Annotated in this window: 24 protein-coding genes and 2 pseudogenes; 13 read left to right on the top strand and 13 right to left on the bottom strand. The window is 60.4% G+C overall.

Annotation, left to right across the window (positions count from 1 at the left end; all coding sequences use genetic code 11):
• Positions 1–286: 286 nt before the first annotated feature.
• The 4 genes from MET49242_RS25375 (at position 287) to MET49242_RS00730 (ending at position 2722) form a co-directional block, all read left to right on the top strand.
• A complete protein-coding gene (locus MET49242_RS25375) occupies positions 287–784 on the top strand; it encodes a hypothetical protein (RefSeq protein WP_036279537.1) in 498 nt (165 codons plus the stop codon).
• 73 nt (positions 785–857) lie between these two features.
• Positions 858–1481 (top strand): hypothetical protein, encoded by a 624-nt coding sequence (locus tag MET49242_RS00745; protein ID WP_051133891.1) that lies wholly within the window; start codon positions 858–860, stop codon positions 1479–1481.
• 606 nt (positions 1482–2087) lie between these two features.
• Positions 2088–2324, top strand: a complete 237-nt coding sequence (locus tag MET49242_RS00735) for an antitoxin (protein WP_036279722.1) — start codon at positions 2088–2090, stop codon at positions 2322–2324.
• Positions 2321–2722 carry a type II toxin-antitoxin system VapC family toxin gene (locus tag MET49242_RS00730; protein WP_036279534.1) on the top strand — a complete coding sequence of 134 codons (402 nt, stop codon included), beginning with the start codon at positions 2321–2323 and terminating at the stop codon, positions 2720–2722. The genes MET49242_RS00735 and MET49242_RS00730 overlap by 4 nt, the downstream gene beginning before the upstream one ends.
• Before the next feature lie 332 nt (positions 2723–3054).
• Here the strand turns inward: MET49242_RS00730 and MET49242_RS25370 are convergent, their stop codons facing one another.
• On the bottom strand, positions 3055–3432 hold the full coding sequence (locus tag MET49242_RS25370; protein ID WP_158497224.1) for a single-stranded DNA-binding protein: 378 nt from the start codon (positions 3430–3432) through the stop codon (positions 3055–3057).
• A 761-nt stretch (positions 3433–4193) separates the two neighbouring features.
• Positions 4194–4538 (bottom strand): single-stranded DNA-binding protein, encoded by a 345-nt coding sequence (locus MET49242_RS00720; protein WP_036279531.1) that lies wholly within the window; start codon positions 4536–4538, stop codon positions 4194–4196.
• A gap of 399 nt (positions 4539–4937) precedes the next feature.
• Between MET49242_RS00720 and MET49242_RS24595 the strand changes: the two genes are divergently transcribed.
• Together MET49242_RS24595 and MET49242_RS00710 are read left to right on the top strand one after the other, a co-directional pair.
• Positions 4938–5477: a hypothetical protein gene (locus MET49242_RS24595; protein ID WP_144259393.1), complete on the top strand. Its 540-nt coding sequence runs from the start codon at positions 4938–4940 to the stop codon at positions 5475–5477.
• A 423-nt stretch (positions 5478–5900) separates the two neighbouring features.
• A complete protein-coding gene (locus MET49242_RS00710; protein ID WP_210162333.1) occupies positions 5901–6296 on the top strand; it encodes a transcriptional regulator in 396 nt (131 codons plus the stop codon).
• 64 nt (positions 6297–6360) lie between these two features.
• Here the strand turns inward: MET49242_RS00710 and MET49242_RS00705 are convergent, their stop codons facing one another.
• The 4 genes from MET49242_RS00705 to MET49242_RS00690 form a co-directional block, all read right to left on the bottom strand.
• Positions 6361–7299 carry a DUF2493 domain-containing protein gene (locus MET49242_RS00705; RefSeq protein ID WP_036279522.1) on the bottom strand — a complete coding sequence of 313 codons (939 nt, stop codon included), beginning with the start codon at positions 7297–7299 and terminating at the stop codon, positions 6361–6363.
• Between the two features lie 337 nt (positions 7300–7636).
• On the bottom strand, positions 7637–8680 hold the full coding sequence (locus MET49242_RS00700) for a toprim domain-containing protein (protein WP_036279718.1): 1044 nt from the start codon (positions 8678–8680) through the stop codon (positions 7637–7639).
• A gap of 70 nt (positions 8681–8750) precedes the next feature.
• Positions 8751–10895, bottom strand: coding sequence for a ParB/RepB/Spo0J family partition protein (locus MET49242_RS00695; protein ID WP_036279520.1), 2145 nt, complete (start codon positions 10893–10895; stop codon positions 8751–8753).
• 167 nt (positions 10896–11062) lie between these two features.
• A complete protein-coding gene (locus tag MET49242_RS00690) occupies positions 11063–12259 on the bottom strand; it encodes a hypothetical protein (RefSeq protein WP_036279517.1) in 1197 nt (398 codons plus the stop codon).
• Between the two features lie 410 nt (positions 12260–12669).
• Here MET49242_RS00690 and MET49242_RS00685 point away from each other — a divergent pair, with 410 nt between their 5' ends.
• Positions 12670–13491, top strand: a complete 822-nt coding sequence (locus tag MET49242_RS00685) for a sulfite exporter TauE/SafE family protein (RefSeq protein WP_051133889.1) — start codon at positions 12670–12672, stop codon at positions 13489–13491.
• Positions 13492–13604: 113 nt separating this feature from the next.
• Positions 13605–14737 (top strand): IS3 family transposase gene (locus MET49242_RS00675; RefSeq protein ID WP_144259392.1). Its coding sequence is split into 2 segments (ribosomal slippage): positions 13605–13860 and positions 13860–14737, totalling 1134 coding nucleotides; the frame shifts between segments, so codons are not numbered across the junction.
• Between the two features lie 416 nt (positions 14738–15153).
• Here MET49242_RS00675 and MET49242_RS00670 read toward each other — a convergent pair.
• The 4 genes from MET49242_RS00670 to MET49242_RS00660 all read right to left on the bottom strand — a co-directional run bounded on the left by MET49242_RS00670 (position 15154) and on the right by MET49242_RS00660 (position 17117).
• Entirely contained in the window at positions 15154–15402 is a 249-nt protein-coding gene (locus MET49242_RS00670) for a hypothetical protein (RefSeq protein WP_036279508.1), read from the bottom strand.
• Between the two features lie 389 nt (positions 15403–15791).
• Positions 15792–16013, bottom strand: a complete 222-nt coding sequence (locus MET49242_RS25955; protein WP_244430620.1) for a DUF6481 family protein — start codon at positions 16011–16013, stop codon at positions 15792–15794.
• A 404-nt stretch (positions 16014–16417) separates the two neighbouring features.
• The gene (locus tag MET49242_RS00665) at positions 16418–16786 is read right to left on the bottom strand and encodes a hypothetical protein (protein WP_036279505.1); all 369 of its coding nucleotides are present in this window, start codon (positions 16784–16786) and stop codon (positions 16418–16420) included.
• Between the two features lie 121 nt (positions 16787–16907).
• Positions 16908–17117, bottom strand: coding sequence for a cold-shock protein (locus MET49242_RS00660; RefSeq protein ID WP_036279503.1), 210 nt, complete (start codon positions 17115–17117; stop codon positions 16908–16910).
• Positions 17118–17375: 258 nt separating this feature from the next.
• Here MET49242_RS00660 and MET49242_RS25675 point away from each other — a divergent pair, with 258 nt between their 5' ends.
• Both MET49242_RS25675 and MET49242_RS23695 read left to right on the top strand, forming a co-directional pair.
• A complete protein-coding gene (locus tag MET49242_RS25675) occupies positions 17376–17840 on the top strand; it encodes a hypothetical protein (protein WP_192815563.1) in 465 nt (154 codons plus the stop codon).
• Positions 17841–18012: 172 nt separating this feature from the next.
• A pseudogene (locus tag MET49242_RS23695) lies at positions 18013–18387 on the top strand (transposase); the annotation flags it as partial.
• A gap of 251 nt (positions 18388–18638) precedes the next feature.
• Here MET49242_RS23695 and MET49242_RS24590 read toward each other — a convergent pair.
• Positions 18639–18928 (bottom strand): annotated as a pseudogene (locus tag MET49242_RS24590) (transposase); the annotation flags it as partial.
• Positions 18929–19123: 195 nt separating this feature from the next.
• Between MET49242_RS24590 and MET49242_RS00645 the strand changes: the two are divergent.
• From MET49242_RS00645 to MET49242_RS00635, 3 genes are read left to right on the top strand one after another with little or no spacing between them, the layout of a single operon-like run.
• Positions 19124–19726 (top strand): (2Fe-2S)-binding protein, encoded by a 603-nt coding sequence (locus MET49242_RS00645; RefSeq protein ID WP_084678814.1) that lies wholly within the window; start codon positions 19124–19126, stop codon positions 19724–19726.
• Positions 19723–20739, top strand: coding sequence for a xanthine dehydrogenase family protein subunit M (locus MET49242_RS00640; RefSeq protein WP_036279499.1), 1017 nt, complete (start codon positions 19723–19725; stop codon positions 20737–20739). The genes MET49242_RS00645 and MET49242_RS00640 overlap by 4 nt, the downstream gene beginning before the upstream one ends.
• An 8-nt stretch (positions 20740–20747) precedes the next feature.
• A complete protein-coding gene (locus MET49242_RS00635) occupies positions 20748–22973 on the top strand; it encodes a xanthine dehydrogenase family protein molybdopterin-binding subunit (RefSeq protein ID WP_036279711.1) in 2226 nt (741 codons plus the stop codon).
• Between the two features lie 294 nt (positions 22974–23267).
• On the opposite strand, the gene MET49242_RS00630 is transcribed toward MET49242_RS00635, so the two are convergent.
• Both MET49242_RS00630 and ftsH read right to left on the bottom strand, forming a co-directional pair.
• On the bottom strand, positions 23268–23873 hold the full coding sequence (locus tag MET49242_RS00630; protein ID WP_051133888.1) for a hypothetical protein: 606 nt from the start codon (positions 23871–23873) through the stop codon (positions 23268–23270).
• A gap of 7 nt (positions 23874–23880) precedes the next feature.
• Positions 23881–25869 (bottom strand): ATP-dependent zinc metalloprotease FtsH, encoded by a 1989-nt coding sequence (gene ftsH / locus MET49242_RS00625; protein ID WP_084678798.1) that lies wholly within the window; start codon positions 25867–25869, stop codon positions 23881–23883.
• Between the last annotated feature and the right edge of the window lie 61 nt (positions 25870–25930).

Raw genomic sequence — 25930 nt, 5'->3', positions numbered from 1 at the left:
TTAGCGCTCCTCTCTGCGCGGGTCATTTACATCACATTACATCAACTGTCCCACCAGAAACCCAGCCGATGCGCAGGGTAGTTGGCTTGGCGCGCACCAAAAGCTCCATAGAACTCACTGAGCGCTCACACAAAAGCACCAGATGCGCGGCCATGCGCACCGAAGGCTCATGCCGCGCTCATACCGAGCTCAGGCGACCTCCAGGCGATTATTCATCGGCGCGCCGATTGTGCGCGTTCGCGTGACGCCCGTTGCAACGGTTGCCAGTTTATAATAATTTGCGTGCATGGATCTCGAAGATCAGAAGGCAAAGCTGAAACAACGGCTGCTCGCCGCTCCAAAGCGCGAACGCAGCCTCACCTTCGCCACGCTGCTGCGGTCCATGCGCGACGAGATCGCGAAGGTCAGCAAGGAAAAAAACCTTTCCTACAAGGACATTCAAGAAATGCTCGCGGCGGATGGCCTCAATGTCTCGATCGCTACGTTGCGTCGGCACCTCGGCGAAAAGCGTAAGGGGAGGGGAGGGGAGCGTAACGAGACGGCAAAAGCGGGAAGCGTGAACCTTCAGCCCGCGCCTCCAGAGTCGGCGCAGCCTTCCGGCGCTGCGCAGGCGACGCCCACGAACAACGGCAAAAGATCGGAACAGGGCGCGGCGCGGCCGATCCCGCCAATGCCAAGCCCGATCATCCGGGCGTCCGACGCGGCGAGGGCCGGAAGATCGGATGATCCATCCGTCCCCCGAGCGTCATCCTTTCCCATTCGACGAGACCGCGAGCAAATTTAGGAGCGCGCTTAATGAGCAAGGCGATTTACGTGGTGGCGGCAGCAAGGGCGGGGTCGGGAAGTCGCTCGTTTCGATGGCGCTCGTCCACAATCTGACCCAAAGAGGCGAAGAGGTCTTCGTCATCGACGCCGACACCTCCAACCCAGACGTTTTCAAATCATACGAAAACGAGGTGGTCTGCGAGCTCGTAAATTTGGACGAGGCGGACGGTTGGATTCGCTTCGTCAATATCTGCGACGAAAACAAAGACAGCATCGTTGTCGTCAACACGGCGGCGCGAAACAACATGGGCGTCGCCGCTTATGGCCGGACGCTCAGCCAGTCCCTAGAAGAGCTCGAGCGCGAGCTGGTGACGCTATGGGTCGTCAATCGCCAGCGCGACAGCCTCGAACTGCTACAGGACTATGTCGACGCCATTCCGAACTCAAGAGTGCACGTTCTGAAGAACGGCTATTTCGGAGCCGATGCCAAATTCGAGCTTTACAATGGCTCCAAAGTGAAAGCTTCGGTCGAGAAGCAAGGCGGGCGTTCCCTGCTGTTCCCTGACATGGCCGATCGCGTGAGCGACGATCTCTACAGCAACCGTCTGAGCATCGCGCGCGCATGGCAAACCATGCCGATCGGCAATCGAGCCGAACTGCGGCGTTGGCTCGAAGAGGTCAACAAGGTATTAGCGACGATCGTCGCCGATGACTGACGCAGCCACAACAATCTCGAGCTTCGAAAGGCTGCTTGGACGCGCAGCGACCGAAAGCGAGCGCGAACAGCTGCGACGGGTTCAAGCCGAGTTGGGTCTGCGGGAAAATGACGCGCTTTGGCTCGTGATCTTCGCGCTTCAGTATTATGAGGGCCTCTATCGGCAGTTCCCCAAAGCGATAGCCGCGGAAGCGCAACGCGTTCTCTTGGAAACGCGAGTGGCTGCTGAGGCGACAATTCGAGCCGGCGCTGAATCGGCAAAGGCGGACTTGGCGAAGGCCATTGCGACCGCGGCGCGGGATGTGGCCCGTGACGTCGCAAGGCGGCAAATGATACAGTGGCTGATCGTCGGAATGCTTGTCGGCGCATCCCTCTTGAGCGCGGGCGCCTATGTCGGCGCGCGTTGCGGCATTTAGCTCGGCGAGGTCACCGTCAAACGGCGCCTCAACCCGCAGCCGGTCACGGCCATCTTTTGCTCCCCTTTGCCGCCAAATGTCCGGCCATCGGCCGGAATATCAAGCGAAGAGAGCAGGCGGTCTACATCGAGCTCCATTGACCCCTTGCTTAGAAAGGCATATGTCTTTGGCCTATGCTTGGAGGATTCGCCATGACCGAGGCGCGGCATGTTAAGCTATTCAGAAACGGGCGGAACCAGGCGGTTCGAATTCCTGTCGAGTTCGAGCTACCTGGCGACGAGGCGATCATGCGCCGCGAAGGCGACCGCCTCGTGCTCGAGCCGACGCGTAAGCGCGGCCTATTGGGGCTGCTCGAGACGATGGAGCCGCTCGACGAGGCGTTCCCCGAGATAGAAGATCGTCCGCCCGCGCCGGAAAAGATATTTTGACCCGCTATCTGCTCGATACGAACATCATTTCCGATTTGATCAGGAACCCGAAAGGCAAGGTCGCGAAGCATATCGCCCGAGTGGGCGAGAACAACGTCTGCACGAGCATCATCGTGGCGGCCGAGCTTCGCTATGGATGCGCGAAGAGCGGCTCGAAACGACTCTTGGAGGCGGTCGAGAACCTGTTGGGAGAGCTGGACGTCTTGTCTTTGGAAGGACCTGCCGATGCCGAATATGGGAGGATTCGTGCCGAGCTGGAACGGAAGGGAAGCCCAATCGGGGGGAACGATATGCTGATTGCCGCCCACGCTCTGGCGATCGAAGCAACGATGGTTACCGCCAATGTCGCGGAGTTCGCCCGAGTAGACGGGTTGAATGTGCAAAACTGGCTTTCATGAACGCCCGCGCCAAAAGGATCAGACGGGTGGACGAATGATGTTCGCATAATGGAGAGATATCCGGGAGCGCCGGTTCGTCGCCTAATCCAGGCCAAGCGAAAAATACGCCGTCCACTCCGGCGCGGTCCGCGACCGGCTTCCAGAAAGAGGCGCTACCCGATGCCCCTGGACGAAACAGAACCTTCGACGTGGGTTGATCCTACGATTGCTTGTAGCCTTCCGGGCGATGACGCCGCATGGGTTCTCTAGTGCGCTTGCGGTTTGAGGCGCCGGGCGTGAGATTTTGACCGAAAGAGGGACGGGGGCCCGAGGAGCCCCCGCAAGGATCGGCGTCAGCGGCTCCGCCGGCCCCGCGACTTTGCGGTTTCCTCCGGCTTCTCCTTCTTGTCGGATTTCGCCGTCAAGAGCGAGAGCTCGTTCACCGCGAAGGTCTGACCGTAGTGCGTTTCGCCATCTCTCTTCCATTCCGTCTGGAAGGGGGTGGAGCGGACGAGAACGAGGTCACCGGGCTTGAGGCTTTCGGAGGCCCATTTGAGCAACCCGCCCTGGCGCTCGAAGATCGTGTGCTCATTCCAGTTCGTGCGCTCGACCCAGGCGCCGTCGCCGTTCTTGTAGTTGGCGTTGGAGGCGATTCTGACGATCAGGTTCTTGCCGACGCTCTTGACCGAAGCGACGTGGCCGATCTGGTTCATTTCACAAAGATGCGCCATTTTTTTCTCCATCGTTGGGGGCCGTCCCCCGTTGCGATGGCGGTCGCTATTCGACGGCTGAGAAGGCTGCGGAGCCGCAAAGCGGGCAAGCGAAGCGCCGCGCGCCGACGTGACGATGAATTTTGCATGGCGAGGAATTGCCGCGCAGGGGCAAGGGGAAAATTCTTCGGCGCAGGCGCCGAAGCAGACTTCGCCGTCGATAGACCTGGCCATTATCAGCAACGGGGCGCACCCGAGACGTGAGAGAGAGCGGCGCACGTTTTCAACGAATGAACCGGAATCCGCGAACCGCCGCATCAAGGGCAAGTGGTCGAATGACCGATCAAAAAGGAGCTTAGCCCCGCTCAACACGCACGCGTCGGCGAGAAAACGCTAAACAATGAGCACTCAGCGCTTGGCGCCTGTAAGGCCCTGGCAGTGGCCATCTGACGAAGCCCCTACCGCGCCCGCCTGTTCGACTCGGGCTTCCCTCCCGCTGAATTAATCGGGAAGGACTATCGGCTGACGCGGGCCGGACGTCAGGATTGCTGATCAGGGAGCTTGCTTGCCGCGTGGAAGATAGGATGCCGCCGGGGTCGCCGCCGTGGTGCGGAAACGGCTTTTTTGCCGATGGCTACTTCGAGCTTTCAGGCGTCCGAGAACGAGCACCAATCGGAACCCTGAGACTTCCGCGACTTTTGCGGTAAGTATATGTCCCGGGGCTTCCGACTTCGCTAATCCTTAGAACAGCCCCCGGTCGCTCAAAGCGCCTTTCTCTCTGCTCAGTGGTCGCCAGCCTGTTGTGAAGGCGCAAGCCGATCGACGACGTTGGCGATGACGTCGGTTACGTAAACGGTCTGACCGTCCTTTTGATAGCTGCGGTCGGCGACGCGGCATTCGGCATAGATCGGATCGCCCTTCCTGATGTTCTCAAGAGCCCATTTCGCGACCTTGTCGTTAAGGACCGTCAGGGTAACCCAGTCTGTGGCCTCCTTCTTCTCACCGGTTTGCCGGTCGTTCCAGGCGCGGTTCGTCGCCACGCTGAATTTGGTGACCTTGCCGCCATCGAAGCTTTTGGCGTCTGCGCCGACGTGACCGCGAACGATAAACAGATTGGTGCTGCGCATGCGTCTCTTTCTCCTATACTTCATCAGAAAGCCGCCCCCGAGGGACTCCTTGGTCCGATTTTGGCTTGCCACCGATTGCATTTTATTATAATTTGCTGCACAGCATATCAAGATTTATATGTGCCTCAATCAACCGGCGGAAACACGGTTCACCGTGTGAGGTGCGCTTAACCTCGCCGGCCCATGTAAGGGGCAAACTTATGCGAGCCTGCGGTGGCGCCTGGCAAAGATCGCCTGCGCCCCATACGGGGCCTTTACATCTGCATTGCCACGACGAGCGCATTTGTGTCCGGATAAAAAGCTTAGCGGGTTTTCTGCCTGGCCCCTGCCGCGGAATAGCCGCAACTTGACCTTAGGTGACGGAAAAGCCACTTGTTTTCCGTCACAGTAGGTCTCGGTATGAACGGTCAGATTTTGAAGCTTTCCACCGGCGTCGCACCCCGGGGAGAGGTGTGGTGTGAACCGCTCAAAATTCATTTCCCGCAGGTCTACCGAGTTATCAGAAAACGGGCGTCATCATCCCCGACGGCGTCCAGCTCCATGCATCCACAGACCGTTTTGACGAATGATTTCTCGCTGTTCACTACAGAGGACAATCTTAATGGAGCTATAAAATCTATCCCTCTCCGTCACTTGACGCCTTCGGACGACCGCTCGCTGATCATTCGACACCATTGGTCAAAGCTACTCGCGAATACATACCTGCGCGCCGTCGAAGATATCGACTCAAGCCATTCATGCGGCGCGATCTGTGAGTCGGAAGAAGCAGTTTTCACGATTGTCACGTGTCGAACTCGTAAAAGCTGGTCCGGCCCGACGATCTTTTACCTTGCAGACTTTTTCGAAGACGACTCCGACATCGGAGTTCAAATCTGGGAAATGTCGATTGGGGTTGATGGCGAGCTGCGGTCCACAGACATTTTTTATGAGGACGATTGAAAGGCAGTGGCTCAGACTTCACGGCGGCGGGAATCAAGTCGGACTCCGGCGAGCGAGCGGCCCAAGCGCCACACCTGGGTTGGGGAAGGCTCCAGCGAGAATGCGCTACTTCGAAAAACGCCAATTTAAGACACACAATTTTTAATTTTTTGGCAAGTATTTGCCAAAAAAACGCCTTTTCGGCTGAGTTTCCCCTTGGCGCCAGCGCGGGAATCTCCCATCCTAAAAGTCGGGTGTTCACATCTAACCTTATGCGATCCTATGAATAAAGGGCGGGTGGGAGGCGCGGCTCGAAGTCGGAAGACGACTAAGCCGACGGGCGATCATCGTAGACTGATGGTCAGTTCGATGGAGGATCGGCTCGCCTCTCCGCATTTGGAGCGGTTAGCGAAGAACTTGATCATGCATCTGGAAAAGAGCGGAATGACGAAGCCTGAATTCGCCAAGTCGATAGGCATGTCAGGCTCTCAATTTCGTTATGTGCGCGCTCGAGCCGCAAACCCCTCGATTGAGATGCTTGCAAAGATCTCCGCAAAGCTGAAAACGCCTCTCTACGAGCTTTTGGAGGACTGCAAACTCGGAGGTCGTCGCAACCTGTCCGGGAAGCAAATGGCAAAACACCTTTCCGTCGTCTTGAAAGGGAAATACCTTGAGAGCGGACTGGAAAAGGAGCAGTTTGCCAAAATCCTCGGCGTCTCCTTGCCGCAGTTGTATCTGATGTTGCGGGGTGACTCGAACCCATCGCTACTCGTTGTCGCCGAGATTGCGCGACGATTAGGCATCGGAATGTGGGAGCTATTAGGCGTAGAGGCGGTGTAGGTCGAAAAAGCCATGGGCTCGTTAGGGGATGCGCATTGCGCGCAGTCGATGAAAAGGACGGCGCTCATGCGCCGCCGTCCTCGAACCTCCACACCGGGATGCCGAGCTTGCGCGCCTTATCGGCAAGATTTGCGGAAACGCCAGAGCCGGGGAAGACGATGACACCTATTGGGAGTGTCTCGAGGATCTGATCGTTGCGCTTGAAGGGGGCTGCCTTGGCGTGGCGGGTCCAGTCTGGCTTGAACGCGATCTGCGCGACTTTGCGATTGTTCGCCCAGCAGGACGCGATGAGTTCCGCTCCCTTGGGCGATCCGCCATGCAACAGCACCATGCCGGGATGTTTGGCGAGAGCCTTGTCGAGGCGATCCCAGATCACGCGATGTTCATTAAAGTCGAGCCCGCCGGTGAAGGCGATCCGAGGCCCGGCCGGCAGCAGAGGCTCGGAGTCGACGCGGCGCTTGGCGGCGAGAAAGTCGCGGCTGTCGATCATGGCGGCGGTCAAGGATCGATGATTGACCTTGGAGCCCGAGCGGGGACGCCAGGACGAGCCAGTGTGCAATTCGAAGGCGTCGGCGGCCTGGTCGCGAAAGAGCTCTAGGCTGTCGCGGCGTTCGAGGAGCGTCTGCCCCTCGCAGATTAGGCGCTCCAGCTCCACCGAGCGGATTTCCGAGCCGTCCTGTTCCTTTTGGCTGCGCCGCTGCGCCTGCTCATTGTCATCGAGTTCTCGCTCGACGCGAAGGACCGCCCGGTGGAAGAGGTTGACCGTGGACCAGAGCAGCTCCTCGAGATCCGGCTCGAGGCGCGTGTCGGTTAGTGTCGCCAGGAGGGCGTCGAAGATGTCGGCAACGGCGCCGGTAATCGTCCCGGCGTCGGGCAGCGGCCGGGGGTCGGGCTCGTCGTGGAACGGACGGTAGCCGTAGAGCTGGAGTTCGGCGAGAACGCGCTCGGTCGAGGAGGCGGCAGGAATTGTCCCGATGCCTTGGTCGTTGGGATGGGTCGTCATTGGCGCTCTCCTTCGTCGGATCGGCCGCGACCCTCGCGGCCTTCGTGGCGACAGAAGGCGACGGGCCGGACCGGCTGGCACCGGGGCGCGCAGCGACCGGGCCGCAGCGTTAGCGAAGGATGGCGAAGCGCCGGCTATTTTGCCTCGCGATGTAAAGCGCCCGCAGGGCGCGACGGAAAATAGCCGGCCGCAGCCATTGTCCATTGCCGGCGCGCCCGACGCAAGGGTCGCCCTCTCAGAAGGCCGGGACGCGGCAGGCTCCGAGAAGGAAAAGAAGGTAATTGACGCAATCGCGTGAGGGCAGGGGATCGGGCGCTCGTTGCGTCACAAGAGGACGTCACCGCGCAGGCCTCATGAACCCGCTGATGTCCTGAGGGGCGAGTTGGTCTCTGATAGCCGCTCGCAACCGGGCCTTGCAAAGACGGCGGAGATCATCGTTGAAATCGCCAAGTTCGGAGCTGAGAACGACGGCCTCAATACCCGCGGCCGTCGCGCGGTCAAGAAGGGTCACTGATGCCCTTTCGCCGGCGGGGTCATTGTCGCGCAGGACATAGAGGCGGCGCAAGCTCTCAGGGAAATGGATGGCGGCGAGATGGGCGGAAGAGAGCGCTGCGATCATTGGCATGCGGGGCAGAAGACATCGAACCGAGAGCACGGTTTCGATCCCTTCGCCAGCCGCCATCACGTCGAGCGGCGCGCCAAACCGGACGCCATTGCCGAGCAGTTCTCCCATGGCGCGTCGAGGGCAGGCGATTGGCGCCTTGCCGCGCCCCGATTTGTCGAGCCATGTGCGATGCACGCCGGTGATCTTTCCCTCGAGGTCGGTGACCGCCGCGATCATCGCGGGCCAGGTCTCACGGGCTGACCCGTCCCCGGATCGGTAGTAGCAGCGTGGATGAAAACGGAGGCTTTGGAGATCCTGCAGCGTTGCAATCCCCCGATGATGCAGATAACGCGCCGCCAATGTGCCGGCGATCGGGCGTGACATGGCGAAAAGACGGCGCGCCGACTCCGGAGAACCTGTCCGCCGCTCTCTGCGATCGAGCCTTTGCTTCGGCCGTGGGTCAGCGCATGGCAGGCTGAGGAATCGCCGCGCTTCGTCGAGGACGTCGGAAAAATCATTCAGTTGGGCGCTTTCGTGAATGATGTCGAGGAGGTCGCCATATTCGCCCGAGGCCGCATCAGTCCAATGCCCTGCAGCGCCCTTGCCGCTCTCCGGACCCGTCAACCGCACGAACAGGCTGCGACCCGGCGTATTGCGGGCGTCGCCAACGATCCAGTAACGGCCGTGGCGGCAGCCGTTCGACAAATAGTATCGGCAGACCACCTCGGCGTCCTGGGCAAGGCGGCGCGATAATTCCGACGCAACTGAGCTCGACATGGAATCGCCTCCAACAAAAAAAGGGCCCGCCATTTCTGGCGAGCCCATGCGCAGTTGGACCCGTGAACGCTTACTCGGCGGCGATGCTTTGAGCGTCGTCGACCGGAGCCGGCTCGGCATCCTCATCAGGCGCGACAATTTCGTCGCTTGCAGGATCGGTTTCGGCCGCTGCGCCGTCTTCGACTGCCGCGGCTTCCTCCGGCGCCGAATGAGAACTGCCTTCCAATGAAGCCTGCGGCCCATGGCCCGGGGTGCGCAGCGGCTCGGGAAGCCAGCCCGCGCCGGTCAGAAGCGTTTCCGCCTCCCGCGCCATGTCGCCCTTCTTGAGCGCCTCAATCCGGCGGGAGACATCGGCGCCTTTCGCCTCGCGCACCGCCTGGAGGATGCGCGCCTTGGTGACCCGGCCGAGGAAATTGTCGACCGTGGGGATCCAGCCCGTCCCCGCGACGTCGAGGGCGAGCGTCGAGGCGAGACGGTCGGCATGGGCGATCGCTCGCGGCCGGCGGCTCCAGGGCTCGTGCACGGCGTTCACGGTCAACGAGACGCAATGCGCGAACAGACGCTGGCGCGTATCGGCGTCGAAGGTCGTCAGCACGTCCCACAGGTCCTGCGGCTCCGCCGGCAACTGCTGCGACCAGTCGAGATGGCGAGCGTCGACCTTTGCCGCGAGCGGCGTGTCGGAGAGCCCCGGCGCCTGGGCGCCGAAGGCGACGTTCTTGGCGTCAATCTCGAGGCAGGTGTCCACGGCATAGCGATAAAACAGCCGCAGGCACATGGCGTGGAGGGCCGAGAGGTGTGCAATCGCCGGATCCCTGCCGACCGCCTCGCGCAGCGCCAGCGTGCGATAGGCGGTCAGCTCAGTGAGCAACTTGTCGGGCAGGGGCCTCATCCCCTCATCCTCCTCGTCCGCAGCGGCGCCGTTCCGCACGCTTTCGCCGTCGTCGAGTTCGCAAGAAGACGAGAACGGGGTCTCTGCACGGGCGGCGTAGGTCGCCGTGGTCTCGGCCTCGCCCTGGGGCGTCTCAAGCTCTTCGATTGGCGCTTCGTCCTCCGGCCGGACATAGCCGCGCTCGACCCGGAGACGTCCGCTCCCATCGATGCTGACGAAGACGCCGGCGCGGGCGATCTCCTCTGGCGCATAGAGAACCGGGCGATCCTCGAAAGCTTCGAGCGCCGCCTCAATCTCGGCGAGACGCGCGTCGGCCTCCTCCGGAATTTCTTCCGCCTCCGAATAGGCCGCCTCCAATTGTTCGGCTTCGTTGCGCAGCGCCTCGCGGGCCGCCGCTTCCTCCTCGCTCAGAGGCTGGCGTTCGCCCTGAAGATGGCGAAGCCCATAGGTGTGGCCGTAAGGGAAGTCGATCGCCGTCTCGACCCATTTCCAGCCCTCTGCGCGGAGGGACTCAGCGTCGCGCGCAAGCTTCTCCGCGACGAGCCGCTCCAGGAGCGGAACGTCCTGGAGCCAGCCGCCGTCGTCGCACTGGAAGAGGTCGCGCATGATCGGCCCGCCGGCAGCCTTGTATTCTTCGGCCGCATAGAGCGCCCGTTTGTCGGAGGCCCGCACAGTGTCCTCGGTGAGAAGCCGGCGGATCTGATAGGCTTCCTTGTTGTAGGAGCGCTGGATCGCATTCCAGACCTGCTCCTGGCGCTCATGGTCGGGATTCACCGTGAAGGCCATCAGCTGGTCGAGGGTCATGCCGTCCTCGGCATAGACGTCGAGAAGCTGGGGCGACACCGACGCGAGCCGCAGGCGTTGCTTGACGACGGCGACGCTGACGAAGAAGGCGGCGGCGATCTCCTCCTCGCTATTTCCTTTCTCGCGCAGGAGCAGGAACGCGCGGAACTGATCGAGCGGATGCAGTGGCGCGCGCTGGACGTTTTCGGCAAGGCTGTCTTCTTCCGCGATTCCGTCAGTGCGCACCACGCAAGGGATCATGGCGTTGCGGGCCAGGCGCTTCTGCTTCACGAGAAGCTCAAGCGCCCGGTAACGGCGCCCGCCCGCGGGGATTTCGAACATGCCCGTCTCGGCGCCCTGGTCGTCGACTACCGGCCGCACGGTGATGCTCTGCAAGAGCGTGCGACGGGCGATGTCTTCCGCCAGCTCTTCGATCGAGACGCCGGCCTTGATCCGCCGCACATTTGACTGAGATAGCACCAGCTTGCTGAACGGAATATCGCGCGACGCGCTCAGTTGGATTTTCTGGACCGATTTTATCATTGTTTCAACTCCGCGACGGGCGACCGAGAGCCTCTCTCTCGACCTCCACCTCGTCACGAAGCGCAGCGCCGCCCTCGAACTCTAAAGGGCGACGCCGCAAAAACTCACTTGGGTAGGGAGCCGCCGCGACAGCTGCAGGCTGCGTGCAAGCTGTGCAACGACAAATATCACTGGGCGCGATCGAAGAGCTTCTTGGCGCGCGCCTCGAAATCCAGCCGCGCGTCCTGGTGGCTTTTTCCGCGCGCCACAGCCGTGATGCCCTGCACGAAATCGAAGACGCTTTCCGGCTTGCGGCCCTCTTCCGTCAGGACGGTCTGGATGATCTTCGCTGTCTCGGCTTTCGAGAAACCGCGCTTGCGCAAGAATTCCGTGCGGTCGTCGTCATTGCGGGCTACGATCCGCCGCCGCGCCGCCTTGATCCCGTTGACGAAGGGCAGGGGCGAGGAATTGGCGAAGCGGGTCAACGCCGGCGCCGCCTCATGCGCGAAGCGTACGGCGGCGTATTTGGAGTGGCGGATGGTAATCTCTTCGAAATCCTCCACGCCCCAAAGATTCCGGTTTTGGCACACTGCGCGCAGATAAAAGCTCGCAATGCCGAGCGTCTTCGCGCCCACTTCTGAATTCCAGCAGTAGAAGCCTCGAAAGAAGAGATCGGGCGAGCCGTCGGGAAGACGGCCGGCTTCGATCGGATTGAGATCATCGACAAGAAAGAGGAAGACGTCCCGGTCCGAGGCGTAGAGCGTCGTTGTCTCCTCCGTGACTCCGACATTGGGGTTATAGATCCCGGTCGACCAGTCGAGAACGCCTGGGACCTTCCAGCGTGTGTCGCCCATGCCATCGCCAGCGATGCGCTGCACGGCGGAGACGAGCTCATGGTCATAGATGCGGCCATAGTCGGGGCCGGTCACCGCGCGCAGCTCGACGCGGCCATCTTCGATTTCCAGCGTTTTCACCTGCTCGGCGCGGTGTGAAGTTAAGCCATATTGCAGATTGATTCCGGCGAGCGGGGCCGGGAGCTGGCGGAGGTAAGCCGCGGGCGCGCCGACGAGGCTTGCGAGCTGGCTGAAGCTCCAATGGGTCATGGCGACCGGTCTGTCGGAACCGGGCAAGCCGAGTGAAAGCCGTTCGGCGTCGTCACGGCTGGCTTCCACCCGGATTGCACCGCTCTCCACGGTCCTTGTGCAGCTGCGCTCAGTCCGGCCACGCACGGCGGCGAACAGATCCGACAAGGACAGGTATCGCTCGTCCTGCGGCCGAGAAAACCACTCTGACGACACGCGGCCAATACGCTCGCCGCGGCTTGCGTCCACCTTGTAGCCGCCACCATGGCCCCGAGCCGAATCCAAAATCTCCACCTGGGTCATCGATCGTCTCCGCGACGGGCGCCGAGAGCCTCACTCTCGGACCTCAACCCGTCACCGACCACTCGTCCGCACTCTCACTCTCAGGCTTCTCCGTTTTTCCCTACGGCTATACAGGCGGCGCCCACGTCCGAGAGCAAATGCCTAACCCTTTGAACCAAACATGAGAGACGCCCTGCGAAACCGAGCCGCGCTCGACTGGCTCAATTTCCTGCTCGCCGACGTCTAAGGCTGGGTGGGGCCTTTTCTCGCAATCTACTTCTGGTCGAGCCAAGGCTGGGACCCGACGTAAATCCGAATCGTCCGCGGGATCGCCACCGTCGCAGCGCGCATGTCGGCTGGCGCGCTGGCCCACTCGATGCGAGCGATGGGACTAGCTGAATCCGAGCAGAGAGAATTTTAGGCCGGGTGGCATGTTCTGTGCGACCCTCTCGAAAAAGGGGGCAGGGGTGCGAGACAACAAAGCGGCGGTGTTCAGCGGCGGGGCGGTGATCGGATCCCTCGGTGGCCTTATTGGCTTGGGCGGGGCCGAGTTTCGCCTGCCACTCCTGATTGGCGTGTTTCGGTTCCCTGCTCTCGAAGCAATCATCGTCAACAAGGCCACAAGTCTTGTCGTTGTCGCCACGGCCTTGCCGTTCCGGGCGGCGGCCGTGCCGCTGCATGAAGTCGGCGTACACTGGCCAATTGTCGTCAACCTTCTGGCCGGGAGCCTCCTTGGCGCATGGGTTGGGGCGGGGTGGGCGATCCGCCTCAAATCCGCGATTCTTTATCACGTGATTGCAATCCTGCTGCTTATGATCGCCCTGGTGCTGATCTTCGGCCACGATCCACACGGTGGCGGGACAGCCCTGGCGAGCGGCGGCTTTCAGCTCATCGCCGGAGTGGCGGCAGGTTTTGTCATCGGGGTGGTCGCCTCGCTCCTCGGGGTAGCGGGAGGCGAACTGCTCATTCCCACTCTGGTGCTGCTGTTCGGCGTGGATATCAAGCTTGCCGGAAGCCTTTCGCTTGCGGTCAGCTTGCCAACAATGATCGTCGGCTTCACGCGCTATAGCCGCGACCAGAGCTTTTCAATCCTCAAGCGAAGCCGCTCCTTCGTCCTTGTGATCGCGCTCGGCTCCATCGTGGGAACGTTTATTGGCGGACAGCTGCTGGGAATTATCCCCAGCTCGATTTTACTGCCGCTACTGGCGGGGATCCTGATTGCTTCCGCCATTAAGGTCTGGCGGCACAGTTGAGCCCTGCCTCAGGCCGCTTCCTGGAGAGCTGGCCCCGGAAATTCGGACAGTAGCTTGAGTGGATTTTCTGCCTGACAGCGGCAAGGATTCTTGCTGCGAATCAGGAGCATTCGATGACGAAACGGAGCCGCCGGACGCATTCTCCGGCCTTAAAGGCAAAAGTGGCTTTGGCCGCGATCAAGGGCGAGAAGACGCTGGCCGAGCTGGCGCAGCAATTCGACGTCCACCCGAACCAGATCACGACGTGGAAAAGTCAGTTGCTTGAAGGCGCGGCCGGCGTTTTCGGGCAGGAGAAGACGGAGCCAAAGGAAGCCGCCGTTGACTTGAAGGGGCTTCACGCGAAGATCGGCGAACTGACGCTGGAGAACGATTTTTTGTCCGGCGCGCTCACAAAAGCGGGATTGCTGAGCGCAAAAAGATGATCGACCGCGATCATGATCTTCCAATCGCCCGGCAGGCGAAGGCGCTGGGGGTTGCCCGCAGCTCCGTCTACTACAAGCCGCGGCCGGTTTCGGCCGAGGATCTGAAGCTGATGCGCCGCATTGACGAGTTGCATCTCGAACATCCCTTTGCGGGCGCGCGGATGCTGCGCGATCTGCTGCGGCGCGAGGGCGTCGCCGTGGGCCGCCGGCATGTCACGACGCTGATGAAGCGGATGGGGATCGAGGCGATCTATCGGCGGCCGAACACGAGCAAGCCCGCGCCGGGACACAAGGTTTATCCGTATCTGCTGCGCGGGGTGAAGATCGAACGACCAAACCAGGTCTGGGCGACGGACATCAGCTACATCCCGATGCGGCGCGGCTTCGTCTATCTCGTGGCGGTCGTCGACGTCTTCACGCGGCGCGTTCTTTCGCATCGCGTGTCGATCACGATGGAAGCGGAGATCTGCGTCGACGCCTTGAAAGAGGCGCTGGCGAAACACGACAAGCCGGAGATTTTCAACACGGATCAGGGCAGCCAGTTCACCAGTCTCGACTTCACCGGGGTGCTTATCGATGCGAAGGTCTCGATCAGCATGGACGGGAAAGGCGCTTGGCGAGACAATGTCTTTGTCGAGCGGCTGTGGCGCAGTGTGAAATACGAGGAGGTCTATTTGCGCGCCTACGACAGCGTGTCCGAGGCCCGTGCCTCGATCGGCCGGTATCTGGCCTTTTACAACGAGCGGCGCCCGCATTCGAGCCTTGACGGGCGCACGCCCGACGAGGCCTACTTCGGCCAACAGAAAACGGCGATGGCCGCATGACCGTCGCCGTCGATTTTGTCGCAGCTCTGGTCGGGCTACGCCCTCCCGCCGCCGCGACAAAATCGAGACGCCCCGCGTTCAGCAAACCCCGGCAGAGATCCACTCAAAATCCGCGGGGGGCTGTCCAGACAACCGAGGCCAGCTCTCTAGGAAAGCCCCACGGTGGCCCTCAGCCCTGAGGGACGCGCGATCAAATAGTTGGTCTACTCCCGCGCAGCCATCGCATATTCAGCATCTTTTTATTTGTGAAGGCTCAGACCGAGGCCAGCGGAACGTTTGATCAGTGAAGCCAACACGGCGAGCATGGCCGATTGTGACAATTTTCTTTTAGCGAAGGCCAGGCGATCAAACCTTCTCCCACTTGAGAGCCTCGCCGCTCGCCGGCGCGTCTGACAAGTAATTCCGACAAACAGCGGCTAAGCCGCGAGAGCGTAGCGCCAGTCCGTTCTGATGGTCGCGAAAACGCCGCCAGCGATCGCAGAGGCGCTGTAGCGGGTCTCGGCCTGTGAGGTATTGTCAACCAAGACGATGTCCATCGCCCCCTGCGCCAGCAACTCCTCGATGCGCCACTCGATGAAATCCTTAACGCTTTTTCGAGTGGGAAAATGGGCTGAGAATATCAACACGCCCCACTCGCTTAACACCGAGACGCTGAGATGGCTCATGCAGGGCTTTCTTCTTGATTTCAGGCTCGTTGAGAGCCAGGAGATACGCCCAGGGGAGGGCTCGATTCAAGCGAGGGGAAACCCTTAGACCTGTAATATAGGTTATGCGAACGGCCACGAAGTTCCGACCCAATCGGCGACGAGAAGCGTTTCGCTGGTCAGAACCTGGTGACGTGATTCAGCCTTCCGCGATGATGCGGCCATCCTTGACGATAACAGCGCCATTCTGCCGCCGCCAGAATCCATGTGCCTTCGGGCAAGTTCAAGCGCTCATGAATGTCCTTTTGATGATTATGCTCACAACAGCCGCTCGGCAGTCGAAATTCGTGGAAAATCTGGTGCCCAGAGGGACAAGATTTTTTCGAGCGATAGCCCAGTGAGCGCCGTCGTTATTTGCGGGCCTTTCGAGCGGCGTAGCGGGCATCCCTGGCTGCCTTGCGTTCGGCCGCAGATGCGACTTCAAGCTCTGCCTGTTCTACAACACTTGCATCGCGTTCAGCCTGTTCAGTTTTCAGGGCCATTTCGCGTTCGGCCTGGTCCTCCGCCGCGCGCGCTTCGGTGACGAGCCGGGCGGCTTCACGTTCTGCGGCTCGGACATCGCGCGCGGCAATGATCGCTTGCCGGGCCGTCAGCCGCTCGGCTGCGCCCTCATTGATCTGCGCAGTCAGGGCGCGGAATTATCCAACTTGGCTTTTTTCGCGGCCTCGGCAGCGCTCCTGCGCTCGTTGAAAGTGGCGTTCTTAAACGGTGTCATTCCTTCCGGTCCTCGCTGACTTATGATTTTTCACTGCGTTCGTTAGGGCTTCAATATAGTTCTCGCCTCTCTGTCATCTTGCCGTCCTTGCTTTCCGCTAAGCATAGCAGGGGACAACGGCGCCACTTTAGGCTAAGGTATGCCGCGAAGGATATACCAGCAGTCTTCTTTGGTCGCGTGGGAAAAGGCGTGAGCATCTTCTGCGTTTGAAAATCAAAACGCCGGCCCGAAGGCCGGCGTTTGCGCAGCTATCGCGACAGCTTAATTCACGCCGGCGCGGATCGCGAACTTCTCGCTGCCGCAAGCCACCGGGCCGTCGATAACATTGCCCTTTTCATTCGGCTTGCCGGTCCACGCGCAGTCCTTCTTGCCGTCGGTGCGGTCGACGAGGTTCACGGTATAGACGCCGCCCTCGACCTTGCCGTCGAGCTTGTAGGTTAGAACCGTGCCGTTATCCAGCTGCATGTCACCCTTGCCCGAAACCTTACTGCCCTCGGTCGCAACCATCCACGTGCCGTTGGCGCGCTTGATGCCGGACGTGGCGACTTCCGTCACGTTCCAGGAGCCGGCGAAGGCCGACGCGCTGAATGCCACGACCGCGAAGGCCGTCGTCAAACCAAGCTTGATCATCTTTCACTCCCATAAGTTTTGATTAAGGGCACTAACGGCCATAAGAGACTAAATGCGGCCTTCGCACCTTCTTTGTTCCGCTACTTCTCTTGAGCGAGAACTGTTTCAATTAGGTGTTATATCAGGCCGAATGGAGTTTCCCAGCCGAAGCCTTCCCGCTGCGCCGATCGTCAATGACGTCGTAGCTCAGCTTCTGACCCTCACTGAGGTCACGCATGCCAGCCTGCTCGACTGCGGAGATGTGGACGAAAACGTCCTTTCCACCATCGTCAGGTTGAATGAAACCGAAGCCCTTTTGGGCGTTAAACCACTTTACTGTTCCATAAAACATGAGAATTCCCACAAGTTCATATCAAGATCGTTTGCATGCGCGATCGCGCATACAAGGGTTAGGTCGAATTTTTAGGGGAGATTTCGTCAGCGGGGCCGCGGTCGGCGCAACCAACTGTTCGTCTAGAATTCAACGTGGAGATCGATACACGAAATTCATACAAGATACAAGATGCTTCTGTGTGTAGATGCTGAACCAGCCGCCGCGAGCCGCGGACGTTTGCGCGGATCAGCGCTCCTCGGCGCCGTTGCGGCGCTGATGACGGCCGACCTCGCGATGACCAACGGCCCGAACGAATCGACGGCGCTGCCGCCCGAGCAGTTAGACGTGCTTCGCGCCGGCTCCAGCGATCCGGTCATCGCCTTTCTCAAGGAGCGGTTGACTCAAAACGCAGCTCCCGACCGGCGCGACCGCGTCGAACTTCCGGCGATCGACTTCCACTGGCCAAATGCGACCCTCGATTACGACCTCGGCTATAATCGGATTCGGCTGAAGATTCTGGAAGACGCAGCCGGCGCCGGTTCGCCGGATGCAGTTTCGTTTGAGTCACGCCGCAAGTGTCAGGAGCCAATTTGGCGCGGTCTGCGTTGCGCGGTGGTCACGGAACTACGCAAGCAGCTGCCGTTTGCGCTTTTTGGCTTGGACACAGACAACGACATTGCTTTCATGAATGAGACTTTGAAGACCGATTGTGAGCAGGTGAACAATGAGGCCTTCTGTTGAATGACCTCGCGGAAGACATTCCTGACGAGGTTGACGCGCGTCTCGCCTAGATTGAGGCGGCGCTCGAGGTGTACATAGATCGCCCGATTCTTTATGTGTCTGTCCGGAGAAAAGTTGAGTCGAATGAGCCGGTTATGATTCAACGAGGCGATCTGACTCTATTGGAGATCCCATGTGGACGAACGAAAGCCGTGCCCGTTATGATCGCAGGAAGTTGCGCTATCCCAGCGATTTAACGGAATCGGAGTGGGGATTTGTCGGACCTCTGATCCCGCCTGCCAAGCGCGGGGGCGGCAAGCGGAGGGTGAACATACGCGAGGTGGTGAACGGCCTGATGTATCTTCTATCGACAGGCTGTCAGTGGCGTGCGCTTCCAAAGGACTTCCCGCCCAAAAGCACGGTTTATGGCTATTTTGATCTCGGGACATATGACGGGACGTTAGAACGCGTCCACCACGTGCTTTATGTTATGTGCCGGGAAGCGGAAGGGCGCGAGGCCAGTCCGACTGCCGCCGTCATTGACAGCCAGTGCGTGAAAAGCGCTGAAAACGTATGGCCCGCCCCGTCTGCAAGTGATTTTCGTCGTCCAGCCTGAACAATCTGCCAAAACGTATCCGGCCTTTCAGCTTCGCTGTTGGCCAAGATGGAGATTCGCGCATCCTGATCCTCATAAAGGGGACGGCGTCGAGCGCCATTTTTCAGCAAGGGTTCCAGGATGCCGATTGATCGTTAGGCCATCTTCCTCTCACCACACGCAGACTTCGGAAGCCGCCGCGCGAGCGGCGATCAATTCCACTTTTACGCCGAGACGGGGGTCGCCTCGTAGACGCGCTCATGGCGCAGCAGCGACCACACTGTGCGCGCCATTTTGGCTGCCAGCGCAACGACAGCGACGTTGTTGTGCGACCGCGTCAATAGCCCGCGCAGCCAGGCTCCAATGTGTCGCCCTTGATCAGAGTGGGCATCGCGGCGCGAGCGCCCTGGATCAGCATCTTTCGCAGGTACTTGCTTCCGCGCTTGGATATTCCCAGAAGCTTCGGCTTTCCGCCGGTTGTCGCTTGGCGGGGCACAAGGCCAAGCCATGCCTGGCAAGCTTGCGACTTCGCCCTACTTTGATGGTCGTCCACGGTGACTTCGACCAAAGATCCCCATCGGAGTGCGTACAAGCCATGACTTTGCCGCAGTCCTCGACGGCGCTCTGGACGAACCAAGTTTATTCAGCGATGGACCAGCCCGGCCGCGGGGCGCCAATCCCACTATCGGTTGGGCCGCAGGAGACAATAATGAAGTCCATCTTGAAAGCGGCGGCCCAGGCCTTGGCCACTTTGGGACTCAAAAGGAAAACAAAGGTCGAGAGCGTATCGCCCAAGGGATTGCAGTTGCTTGTCGCGGCTCACCCGCCAGCGGGCTTGACGACTTCAGACGGGGTTTGTGTCAACCTGACCATCAACCAGGTCCCTTACTCCTTTACGCTTGATCCTCGCACGACGCTCCTTGACTTGCTGCGCGAGAAACTTGACCTGACCGGGACAAAGAAGGGCTGTGATCAGGGCCAGTGCGGCGCCTGTACCGTCCTTATTGACGGCCGGCGCATCAACTCGTGCATGACGTTTGCCGTCATGTGCGACGGAGCGCAGATCACGACAATCGAGGGTCTAGCGGCGGACGGCGCGCTGCATCCACTTCAGCAAGCGTTCATCGACCATGACGCGTTTCAATGCGGCTATTGCACGCCGGGGCAAATCTGCTCAGCGGTGGGGTTGATCGCCGAGGGCAGGGCGAAAACTGCAGAAGACATCCGTGAACTCATGAGTGGCAACGTCTGCCGCTGCGGGGCCTATCCCAACATAGTCGCGGCAATCCAGCAAGCGATGGGGCGATCATGATCAGCTTTCATTATGCGCGCGCCCGTGATGTCGGGGATGCGATACGCCAGATCGCCGGCGATTCAAACGCAAAATTCATTGCAGGCGGCACCAATCTTATCGATCTCATGAAGATGGACGTCGAAAAACCAACGAAGGTTATCGACATCACGCGGCTGCCGCTGACGCAGGTTGAAGATACACCGAATGGCCGCTTCCATATCGGAGCGCTCGTTCGAAACTCCGACCTGGCCTATCATCCACTCATAGAGAAGCGCTATCCCGTCCTTGCCAGCGCCATCATGGCCGGCGCGTCTCAGCAACTGCGCAATATGGCGTCGACGGGCGGCAATCTCATGCAGCGCACGCGTTGCCACTACTTTTATGACGTAGCGACGCCCTGCAACAAACGCCAGCCGGGGACCGGCTGCTCGGCTATCGACGGCCAAAACCGCATGCACGCGATCCTCGGCGGCAGCGATGCCTGCATCGCCACGCATCCGTCCGACATGTGCGTGGCGCTCGCGCTGTTGGAGGCGACGGTCCACGTCAGCAGCACGTCCGGCGACCGAATGATCGCGTTTGCGGATTTCCACCGGCTGCCGGGCGATACGCCGCAGCGCGACACCAACCTCGAAGCCGGCGAGATCATCACGGCTGTTGAACTGCCGCCGAAGGGCTTCGCCACAAACTACACTTACTTGAAACTTCGCGACCGGCTCTCTTATGCGTTCGCCCTCGTTTCTGTCGCGGTCGGGCTCGAACTCGATGGCGAAATCATCAAGGAAGGGCGCTTCGCCCTCGGGAGCGTCGCGCATAAGCCCTGGCGCGATCTGCAGGCCGAAGCCGCGTTGCTGGGGCAGCCCGCCAACGCCGCAACATTCGCTCGCGCCGCGGATGTATTGCTGCGCGACGCCAAGGGCTATTGCCGCAATGCCTTCAAGATCGACCTCGCGCGCCGCTGCATCGTGCGCGCGCTCACACAAGCGGCGCGCGGCACGCCGCAGTCGCAGTCTTCCAAGAAGATCGTCTGAGCATGGCCATGGCATCCTACATAGGTACTCCTACGTCCCGTATTGACGGATTGGCGAAAGTCACAGGTAAGGCAAAATACGCGGCCGAGTTCAACGCGCCAGGCCTTGTTCATGGCAGTATTGTAACCTCGACAATAGCAAAAGGTTGCGTCGCACGGATCGATTGCAGCGCCGCCCTAGGCGTCAAGGGCGTGCTCGACGTGTTTACGCACGCGAACCGCCCGTCCATGGCTGACGACGATCAGGCCTACAAGGATGACGTTGCACCGGGAGGATCGCCGTTCCGGCCGCTCTATGGCAGTAGGATTATGTTCAATGGACAGCCCATCGCGCTCGTCGTCGCCGAAACGTCGGAGATCGCGCGCTTTGCAGCGTCGTTGGTCCGGGTCGAGTATGAAACGGACTCGCACGCTACAGATATGCGCCGTCGGCGCGAAGCTTCGATTCCGGTGAAAGCTCTAGCCCGTCCGGACGACGCGCCGTGTACGCCGCCCAAGTCCCGTGGCAGGCCGGCGGAGGCGCTTGCCGCCGCGGCAGTGCGCCACGCCGGCGAATATTACGTCCCGATCGAGCATCACAACCCAATGGAGCTTTATGCTTCGACGGTGGTCTACGAGGGCGGTGGCAAGCTCACCGTCTATGACAAGACGCAGGGCGTGCAGAACGTTCAGCGCTATTTGTGCGGCGTGTTCGGGATGAGGCCTGAGGATGTGCGCGTCATGTCGCCCTTCGTGGGCGGCGCGTTCGGCTCGGGCCTCCGCCCGCAGTTCCAGGTGGTGCTGGCGGTACTGGCGGCGCGCGCACTGCAACGCTCGGTCCGTGTCGTGTTGACGCGGCCGCAGATGTACGTGCTGGGCTACCGACCCGCCATGACACAGCGAATCGAGCTGGGCGCGAACGCCGCCGGAACCCTTGATGCAATCGTGCATGACGCGATCACAGTGACCTCGCAGTACGAGGATTACTTCCGGCAGGAGACCGGCTGGTCGGGCCTGCTCTACACATGCGCCAATGCGAAATATGAGCACAAGCTCGCGCGGCTTGATCTGGCGACCCCTTGTGACATGCGCGCGCCAAGCGCCCCAACAGCTCACTTTGCGCTTGAATCCGCGATGGATGAGTTGGCTATTGCACTCAATCTCGATCCGCTCGAACTACGGCTGCGATGTTATTCTGAACGCGACCAGAACAGCGATCGACCATTTAGCAGTAAGGCGCTGCGGGAATGCTATCGCCAGGGCGCCGAGGCGTTCGGCTGGGATAAACGCAATCCCGAGCCGCGCTCGATGCGGGACGCCGGCGATCTAGTCGGGTGGGGCATGGCGACCGGCATGTGGGAGGCGTTGCAGATGCCGATCACTGTCCGTATCGCACTGAGCGCCAACGGCCAAGCGGAGGTCGCCTGCGCAACCTCCGATATTGGCACCGGCACCTACACGATCATGGCGCAGGTCGCGGCAGACGTGCTCGGGCTGCCGCTCGAAAACGTCAGCATCAAGCTCGGCGACTCGAGCCTCCCGCGGTCGCCGGTAGAAGGCGGATCATGGATCGCCGCCTCGGTATCCAACGGGATCGCAACGACAGCCAACGCAATCCGCGACGAGCTGTTGCGGCTAGCGAAAAAGACGTCAAATTCGCCGCCCGCGAACCTCGCGGCCGGTGAGGTCACGCTTGCGGACGGCAAATTGATGAGCAAGGGCGACGCGTCGCGTTCGGCGCCGATCGCGGATGTGATGCGGCAGAGCGGCATGGATCGCATCGAAGAGGAGAGAACCACCGACCCCAGCAATGATATCGCGCGCGCGCACAACACTCACGCAGCGGTCTTTGCCGAGGTGAAGATCGACGAGCAACTGGGGATTGTCCGAGTCACGCGCGTCGTTAGCGCGATCGCCGCCGGGCGTATCCTGAATGCCAAGACTGCGAGCAGCCAGATCCTCGGCGGTGTGGTCTGGGGGATCGGCATGGCGCTTCATGAGGAGACAATGATTGATGAAAAGCTCGGCCGCATAATGAACGCCAACATCGCCGAATATTACGTGCCAGTGAACGCGGACATTCACGACATCAAAGTCATCTTTGTCGATGAGGCGGACGACGGCAATCCGCTCGGCGTCAAGGGGGTAGGCGAGATCGGCATTGTCGGCGTTGCAGCGGCGATCGCGAACGCTGTCTGCCATGCGACTGGAAGGCGCGTGCGAGACCTGCCGATTACGCTCGATAAACTGCTGTAGCGGGCGTTTGTCCCTGTGTCCTTGAATCCGTCCAACACTGCCAAGTGTGCGAGATACTCGGAGGGCCGCAATGGTTCGAGACCACCAGCCAGGCCGAGCCGTCTTCCGATCAATTGTGCGTGGGAGAGCCAACTCAGCCCGGACCCTACCTGATTCGAGGCGCCATCTGGCGTTAAGCTTATGCCGCACCGCCATTCGGAGGACCGGCTACACGGTCATCTCCGGCATTTCTACATCGGGGGCTTGGCGATCGATTTGACGGCGATAAGCTTCAGGCATATCCACCCGGGAGCGTCATCGTTCTCCCCGGTGATACGTGCGTGAGGCTTTCTTAATGTGGGGATTTGCAAATTTCCTTCTATACCACAGCCAAAAACCGCCAAGGGCGCTGATGGATAGGAATGAAGTTGCGATTAATTCACGGATAGACGTCTCGCCAACCGTGAACTCGAAAGTTGCATTGTACTCTTTTGATCCATTTTGATCCTTCGCTCTAATAAGAGCAATATAGCTCCCTCGTTCTAAGAAATTGTGTTCGTACGTAAGAGTCCCGGTGTTGAATTTTGCGGGAGGGAGATATGCCTCAAGTGATTTTGCATTCCATACCATCTCGCTGTCTATGTTTCCAGTAGCCTTAATTAGACGAAGCTCAATGGTCATATCGCGCAGCTCATCTTGCATAGAGTCGATTACGATTATCGTCGGACCAGTTTCCGGAATTTCCTCGCAAAATTGATTTCGAGACTTTAGCGGCTGGTAGAATGTAAAGGTAAGGACATCAGGACCTATCTTTGTAACGCATTGCTCTATCTGCTGGATCGGGCCCCCCGTTACCTGCTGAGCTTCGACCGGCGTTTGAAGCCAAATTGCGGCGACGAAGGCGAGTAGCAACCTCATCATCGTCCTTTCACCTGCTGCATCCAACAGATTGATCGGTGCTTAGACTTGCTTCCCCCCTGACGCGATACGCAGCTAAGGGCTCCATCGCTCCTTGGGGATTGGCTCGAGACACCGAATTTTCGGATAGAATGGGATTCAGGTTTTCTCCGTCTGGAGGTGCGCCGTTCATGTTTTCGCGCACCGGGCGCTTGCCCTGGTGAAGTCCGCGCATCTCCTCGCCCGTGAGCGTCTCGAACTCCAGCAAGGCGTTCGCCAGCGTATCGAGCTGAGACCGCTGCTCGGTCAGGATCTGCTTCGCCTTGTCGTAGCCTTCCTGAACAAGACGACGCACTTCCGCGTCGATCGTCTGCTGCGTCGCCTCCGACAAGGTCTGCTGACGGCCGAGCGAATAGCCCAGGAACTGCTCCTGCTGCGGCTCCGCATAGGCGACCGTCCCCAGCTTGTCCGAGAAGCCAAGCTGCGTGATCATCGCCCGCGCCACCCGCGTGCACTGCTGGATGTCGGAGGCCGCGCCGGACGTCACCTTGTCGTGGCCGAAGATCAGCTCCTCCGCCACGCGGCCGCCCATCGCGATCGCCAGCATCGCCGTCAGTTGCTCGTAGGTCTGCGACACCTGATCCCGCTCCGGCAGGCCCTGCACCATGCCCAGCGCGCGGCCGCGCGGGATGATCGTCGCCTTGTGGATCGGCATCGCGCCCGGAACGGTGAGCTGCACCAGCGCATGACCGCCCTCGTGATAGGCCGTGAGCTTCTTCTCCTCCTCCGTCATGGAGAGGGTGCGACGCTCCGCGCCCATCATGATCTTGTCGCGCGCGTCCTCGAACTCCTGATTCGTGACGATCCGCTTCGACCGGCGCGCCGCAAGCAGCGCCGCCTCGTTGACAAGGTTCATCAGATCCGCGCCCGAGAAGCCCGGCGTGCCGCGCGCGACGACCTTGAGGTCCACATCCGGCGCCAGCGGCACCTTGCGGGCGTGGACCTTGAGGATCTTCTCGCGACCGATGAAGTCAGGATTGGGCACCTGAATCTGACGGTCGAAGCGGCCCGGACGCATCAGCGCCGGATCGAGAACGTCCGGACGGTTGGTCGCCGCGATGAGGATGATCCCCTCATTCGCCTCGAAGCCGTCCATCTCGACCAGCAGCTGGTTCAGGGTCTGCTCGCGCTCGTCATTGCCGCCGCCGAGACCGGCGCCGCGATGACGGCCCACCGCGTCGATTTCGTCGACGAAGATAATGCAGGGCGCGTTCTTCTTCGCCTGCTCGAACATGTCGCGGACGCGGCTCGCGCCGACGCCGACGAACATTTCGACGAAGTCAGAACCCGAGATCGAGAAGAAGGGCACGCCGGCTTCGCCGGCGATGGCGCGCGCCAGCAGAGTCTTACCCGTGCCGGGCGGACCAACGAGCAGCACGCCGCGCGGAATACGCCCGCCCAGACGCTGGAACTTGCCCGGATCGCGCAGGAATTCGACGATTTCCTGAAGGTCTTCCTTCGCCTCGTCGACCCCGGCGACGTCCTCGAAGGTGACCTTGCCGGCCATCTCCGTAAAAAGTTTCGCTTTCGACGTACCAAGTCCTGTCGACCGAAGCCCACCGAGTCCTCCGGTTTGCGAGAGACGCCAGAGATAAGCCCAAATTGCGACCAAAATGATTGGTAACCCGATTGTTAGCGCGGTCCCCCAAAAGCGGACCCCTGCGCTTTCAGCCCTTACTGTAACTTCGACGTGAGAATTTAAAAGCTTCTGAGACACGTTCGTGTGGGGCGGCGCGTAAGTTTGGAATGCGCGGTTGTCGCCGAAGTGACCGATTATTTCCTGACCGGAAATGGTGACATCGTGGACCCTGCCTTCGTGCAACTGGGATAAGAAGTTGCTATAGGACATCTCCAGACCAACGTTCTTGAGCTGGCTTTGAAGGTAGAAGGTTAAGACGAGCAGCGCGACGACCACGAAGAAAAAGATCCAGGGCGAGAAACGCTTCCATGCGGAATCCATAATGCACCTCTTAGACGTTGATCCGGCCTTCACTCTTGCTATGTCTGGTGGTCTCACTAGT

It is taken from the genome of Methylocystis sp. ATCC 49242 (assembly GCF_000188155.2).
GTDB lineage: Bacteria > Pseudomonadota > Alphaproteobacteria > Rhizobiales > Beijerinckiaceae > Methylocystis.
Note: the sequence above shows the minus strand (reverse complement) of the source record. Positions and strands in the feature narration are given on the sequence as shown.

Excerpts from the sequence above, each read along its gene's own strand:
- MET49242_RS00720 (WP_036279531.1), bottom strand. The coding sequence starts at position 4,538 with ATGCGCAGCACCAATCTGTTTATCGTTCGCGGTCACGTCGGCGCAGAC.
- MET49242_RS00670 (WP_036279508.1), bottom strand. The coding sequence starts at position 15,402 with ATGAGCCATCTCAGCGTCTCGGTGTTAAGCGAGTGGGGCGTGTTGATA.
- MET49242_RS00630 (WP_051133888.1), bottom strand. The coding sequence starts at position 23,873 with ATGATGAGGTTGCTACTCGCCTTCGTCGCCGCAATTTGGCTTCAAACG.
- MET49242_RS00695 (WP_036279520.1), bottom strand. The coding sequence starts at position 10,895 with ATGATAAAATCGGTCCAGAAAATCCAACTGAGCGCGTCGCGCGATATT.
- MET49242_RS00685 (WP_051133889.1), top strand. The coding sequence starts at position 12,670 with ATGTTCTGTGCGACCCTCTCGAAAAAGGGGGCAGGGGTGCGAGACAAC.
- ftsH (WP_084678798.1), bottom strand. The coding sequence starts at position 25,869 with ATGGATTCCGCATGGAAGCGTTTCTCGCCCTGGATCTTTTTCTTCGTG.
- MET49242_RS00705 (WP_036279522.1), bottom strand. The coding sequence starts at position 7,299 with ATGACGACCCATCCCAACGACCAAGGCATCGGGACAATTCCTGCCGCC.
- MET49242_RS00640 (WP_036279499.1), top strand. The coding sequence starts at position 19,723 with ATGATCAGCTTTCATTATGCGCGCGCCCGTGATGTCGGGGATGCGATA.
- MET49242_RS25375 (WP_036279537.1), top strand. The coding sequence starts at position 287 with ATGGATCTCGAAGATCAGAAGGCAAAGCTGAAACAACGGCTGCTCGCC.
- MET49242_RS00690 (WP_036279517.1), bottom strand. The coding sequence starts at position 12,259 with ATGACCCAGGTGGAGATTTTGGATTCGGCTCGGGGCCATGGTGGCGGC.
- MET49242_RS00645 (WP_084678814.1), top strand. The coding sequence starts at position 19,124 with ATGAAGTCCATCTTGAAAGCGGCGGCCCAGGCCTTGGCCACTTTGGGA.
- MET49242_RS00665 (WP_036279505.1), bottom strand. The coding sequence starts at position 16,786 with ATGATCAAGCTTGGTTTGACGACGGCCTTCGCGGTCGTGGCATTCAGC.
- MET49242_RS25675 (WP_192815563.1), top strand. The coding sequence starts at position 17,376 with ATGACGGCCGACCTCGCGATGACCAACGGCCCGAACGAATCGACGGCG.
- MET49242_RS00660 (WP_036279503.1), bottom strand. The coding sequence starts at position 17,117 with ATGTTTTATGGAACAGTAAAGTGGTTTAACGCCCAAAAGGGCTTCGGT.
- MET49242_RS00710 (WP_210162333.1), top strand. The coding sequence starts at position 5,901 with ATGACGAAGCCTGAATTCGCCAAGTCGATAGGCATGTCAGGCTCTCAA.
- MET49242_RS25370 (WP_158497224.1), bottom strand. The coding sequence starts at position 3,432 with ATGGCGCATCTTTGTGAAATGAACCAGATCGGCCACGTCGCTTCGGTC.
- MET49242_RS00635 (WP_036279711.1), top strand. The coding sequence starts at position 20,748 with ATGGCATCCTACATAGGTACTCCTACGTCCCGTATTGACGGATTGGCG.
- MET49242_RS00735 (WP_036279722.1), top strand. The coding sequence starts at position 2,088 with ATGACCGAGGCGCGGCATGTTAAGCTATTCAGAAACGGGCGGAACCAG.
- MET49242_RS00700 (WP_036279718.1), bottom strand. The coding sequence starts at position 8,680 with ATGTCGAGCTCAGTTGCGTCGGAATTATCGCGCCGCCTTGCCCAGGAC.
- MET49242_RS24595 (WP_144259393.1), top strand. The coding sequence starts at position 4,938 with ATGAACGGTCAGATTTTGAAGCTTTCCACCGGCGTCGCACCCCGGGGA.
- MET49242_RS00745 (WP_051133891.1), top strand. The coding sequence starts at position 858 with ATGGCGCTCGTCCACAATCTGACCCAAAGAGGCGAAGAGGTCTTCGTC.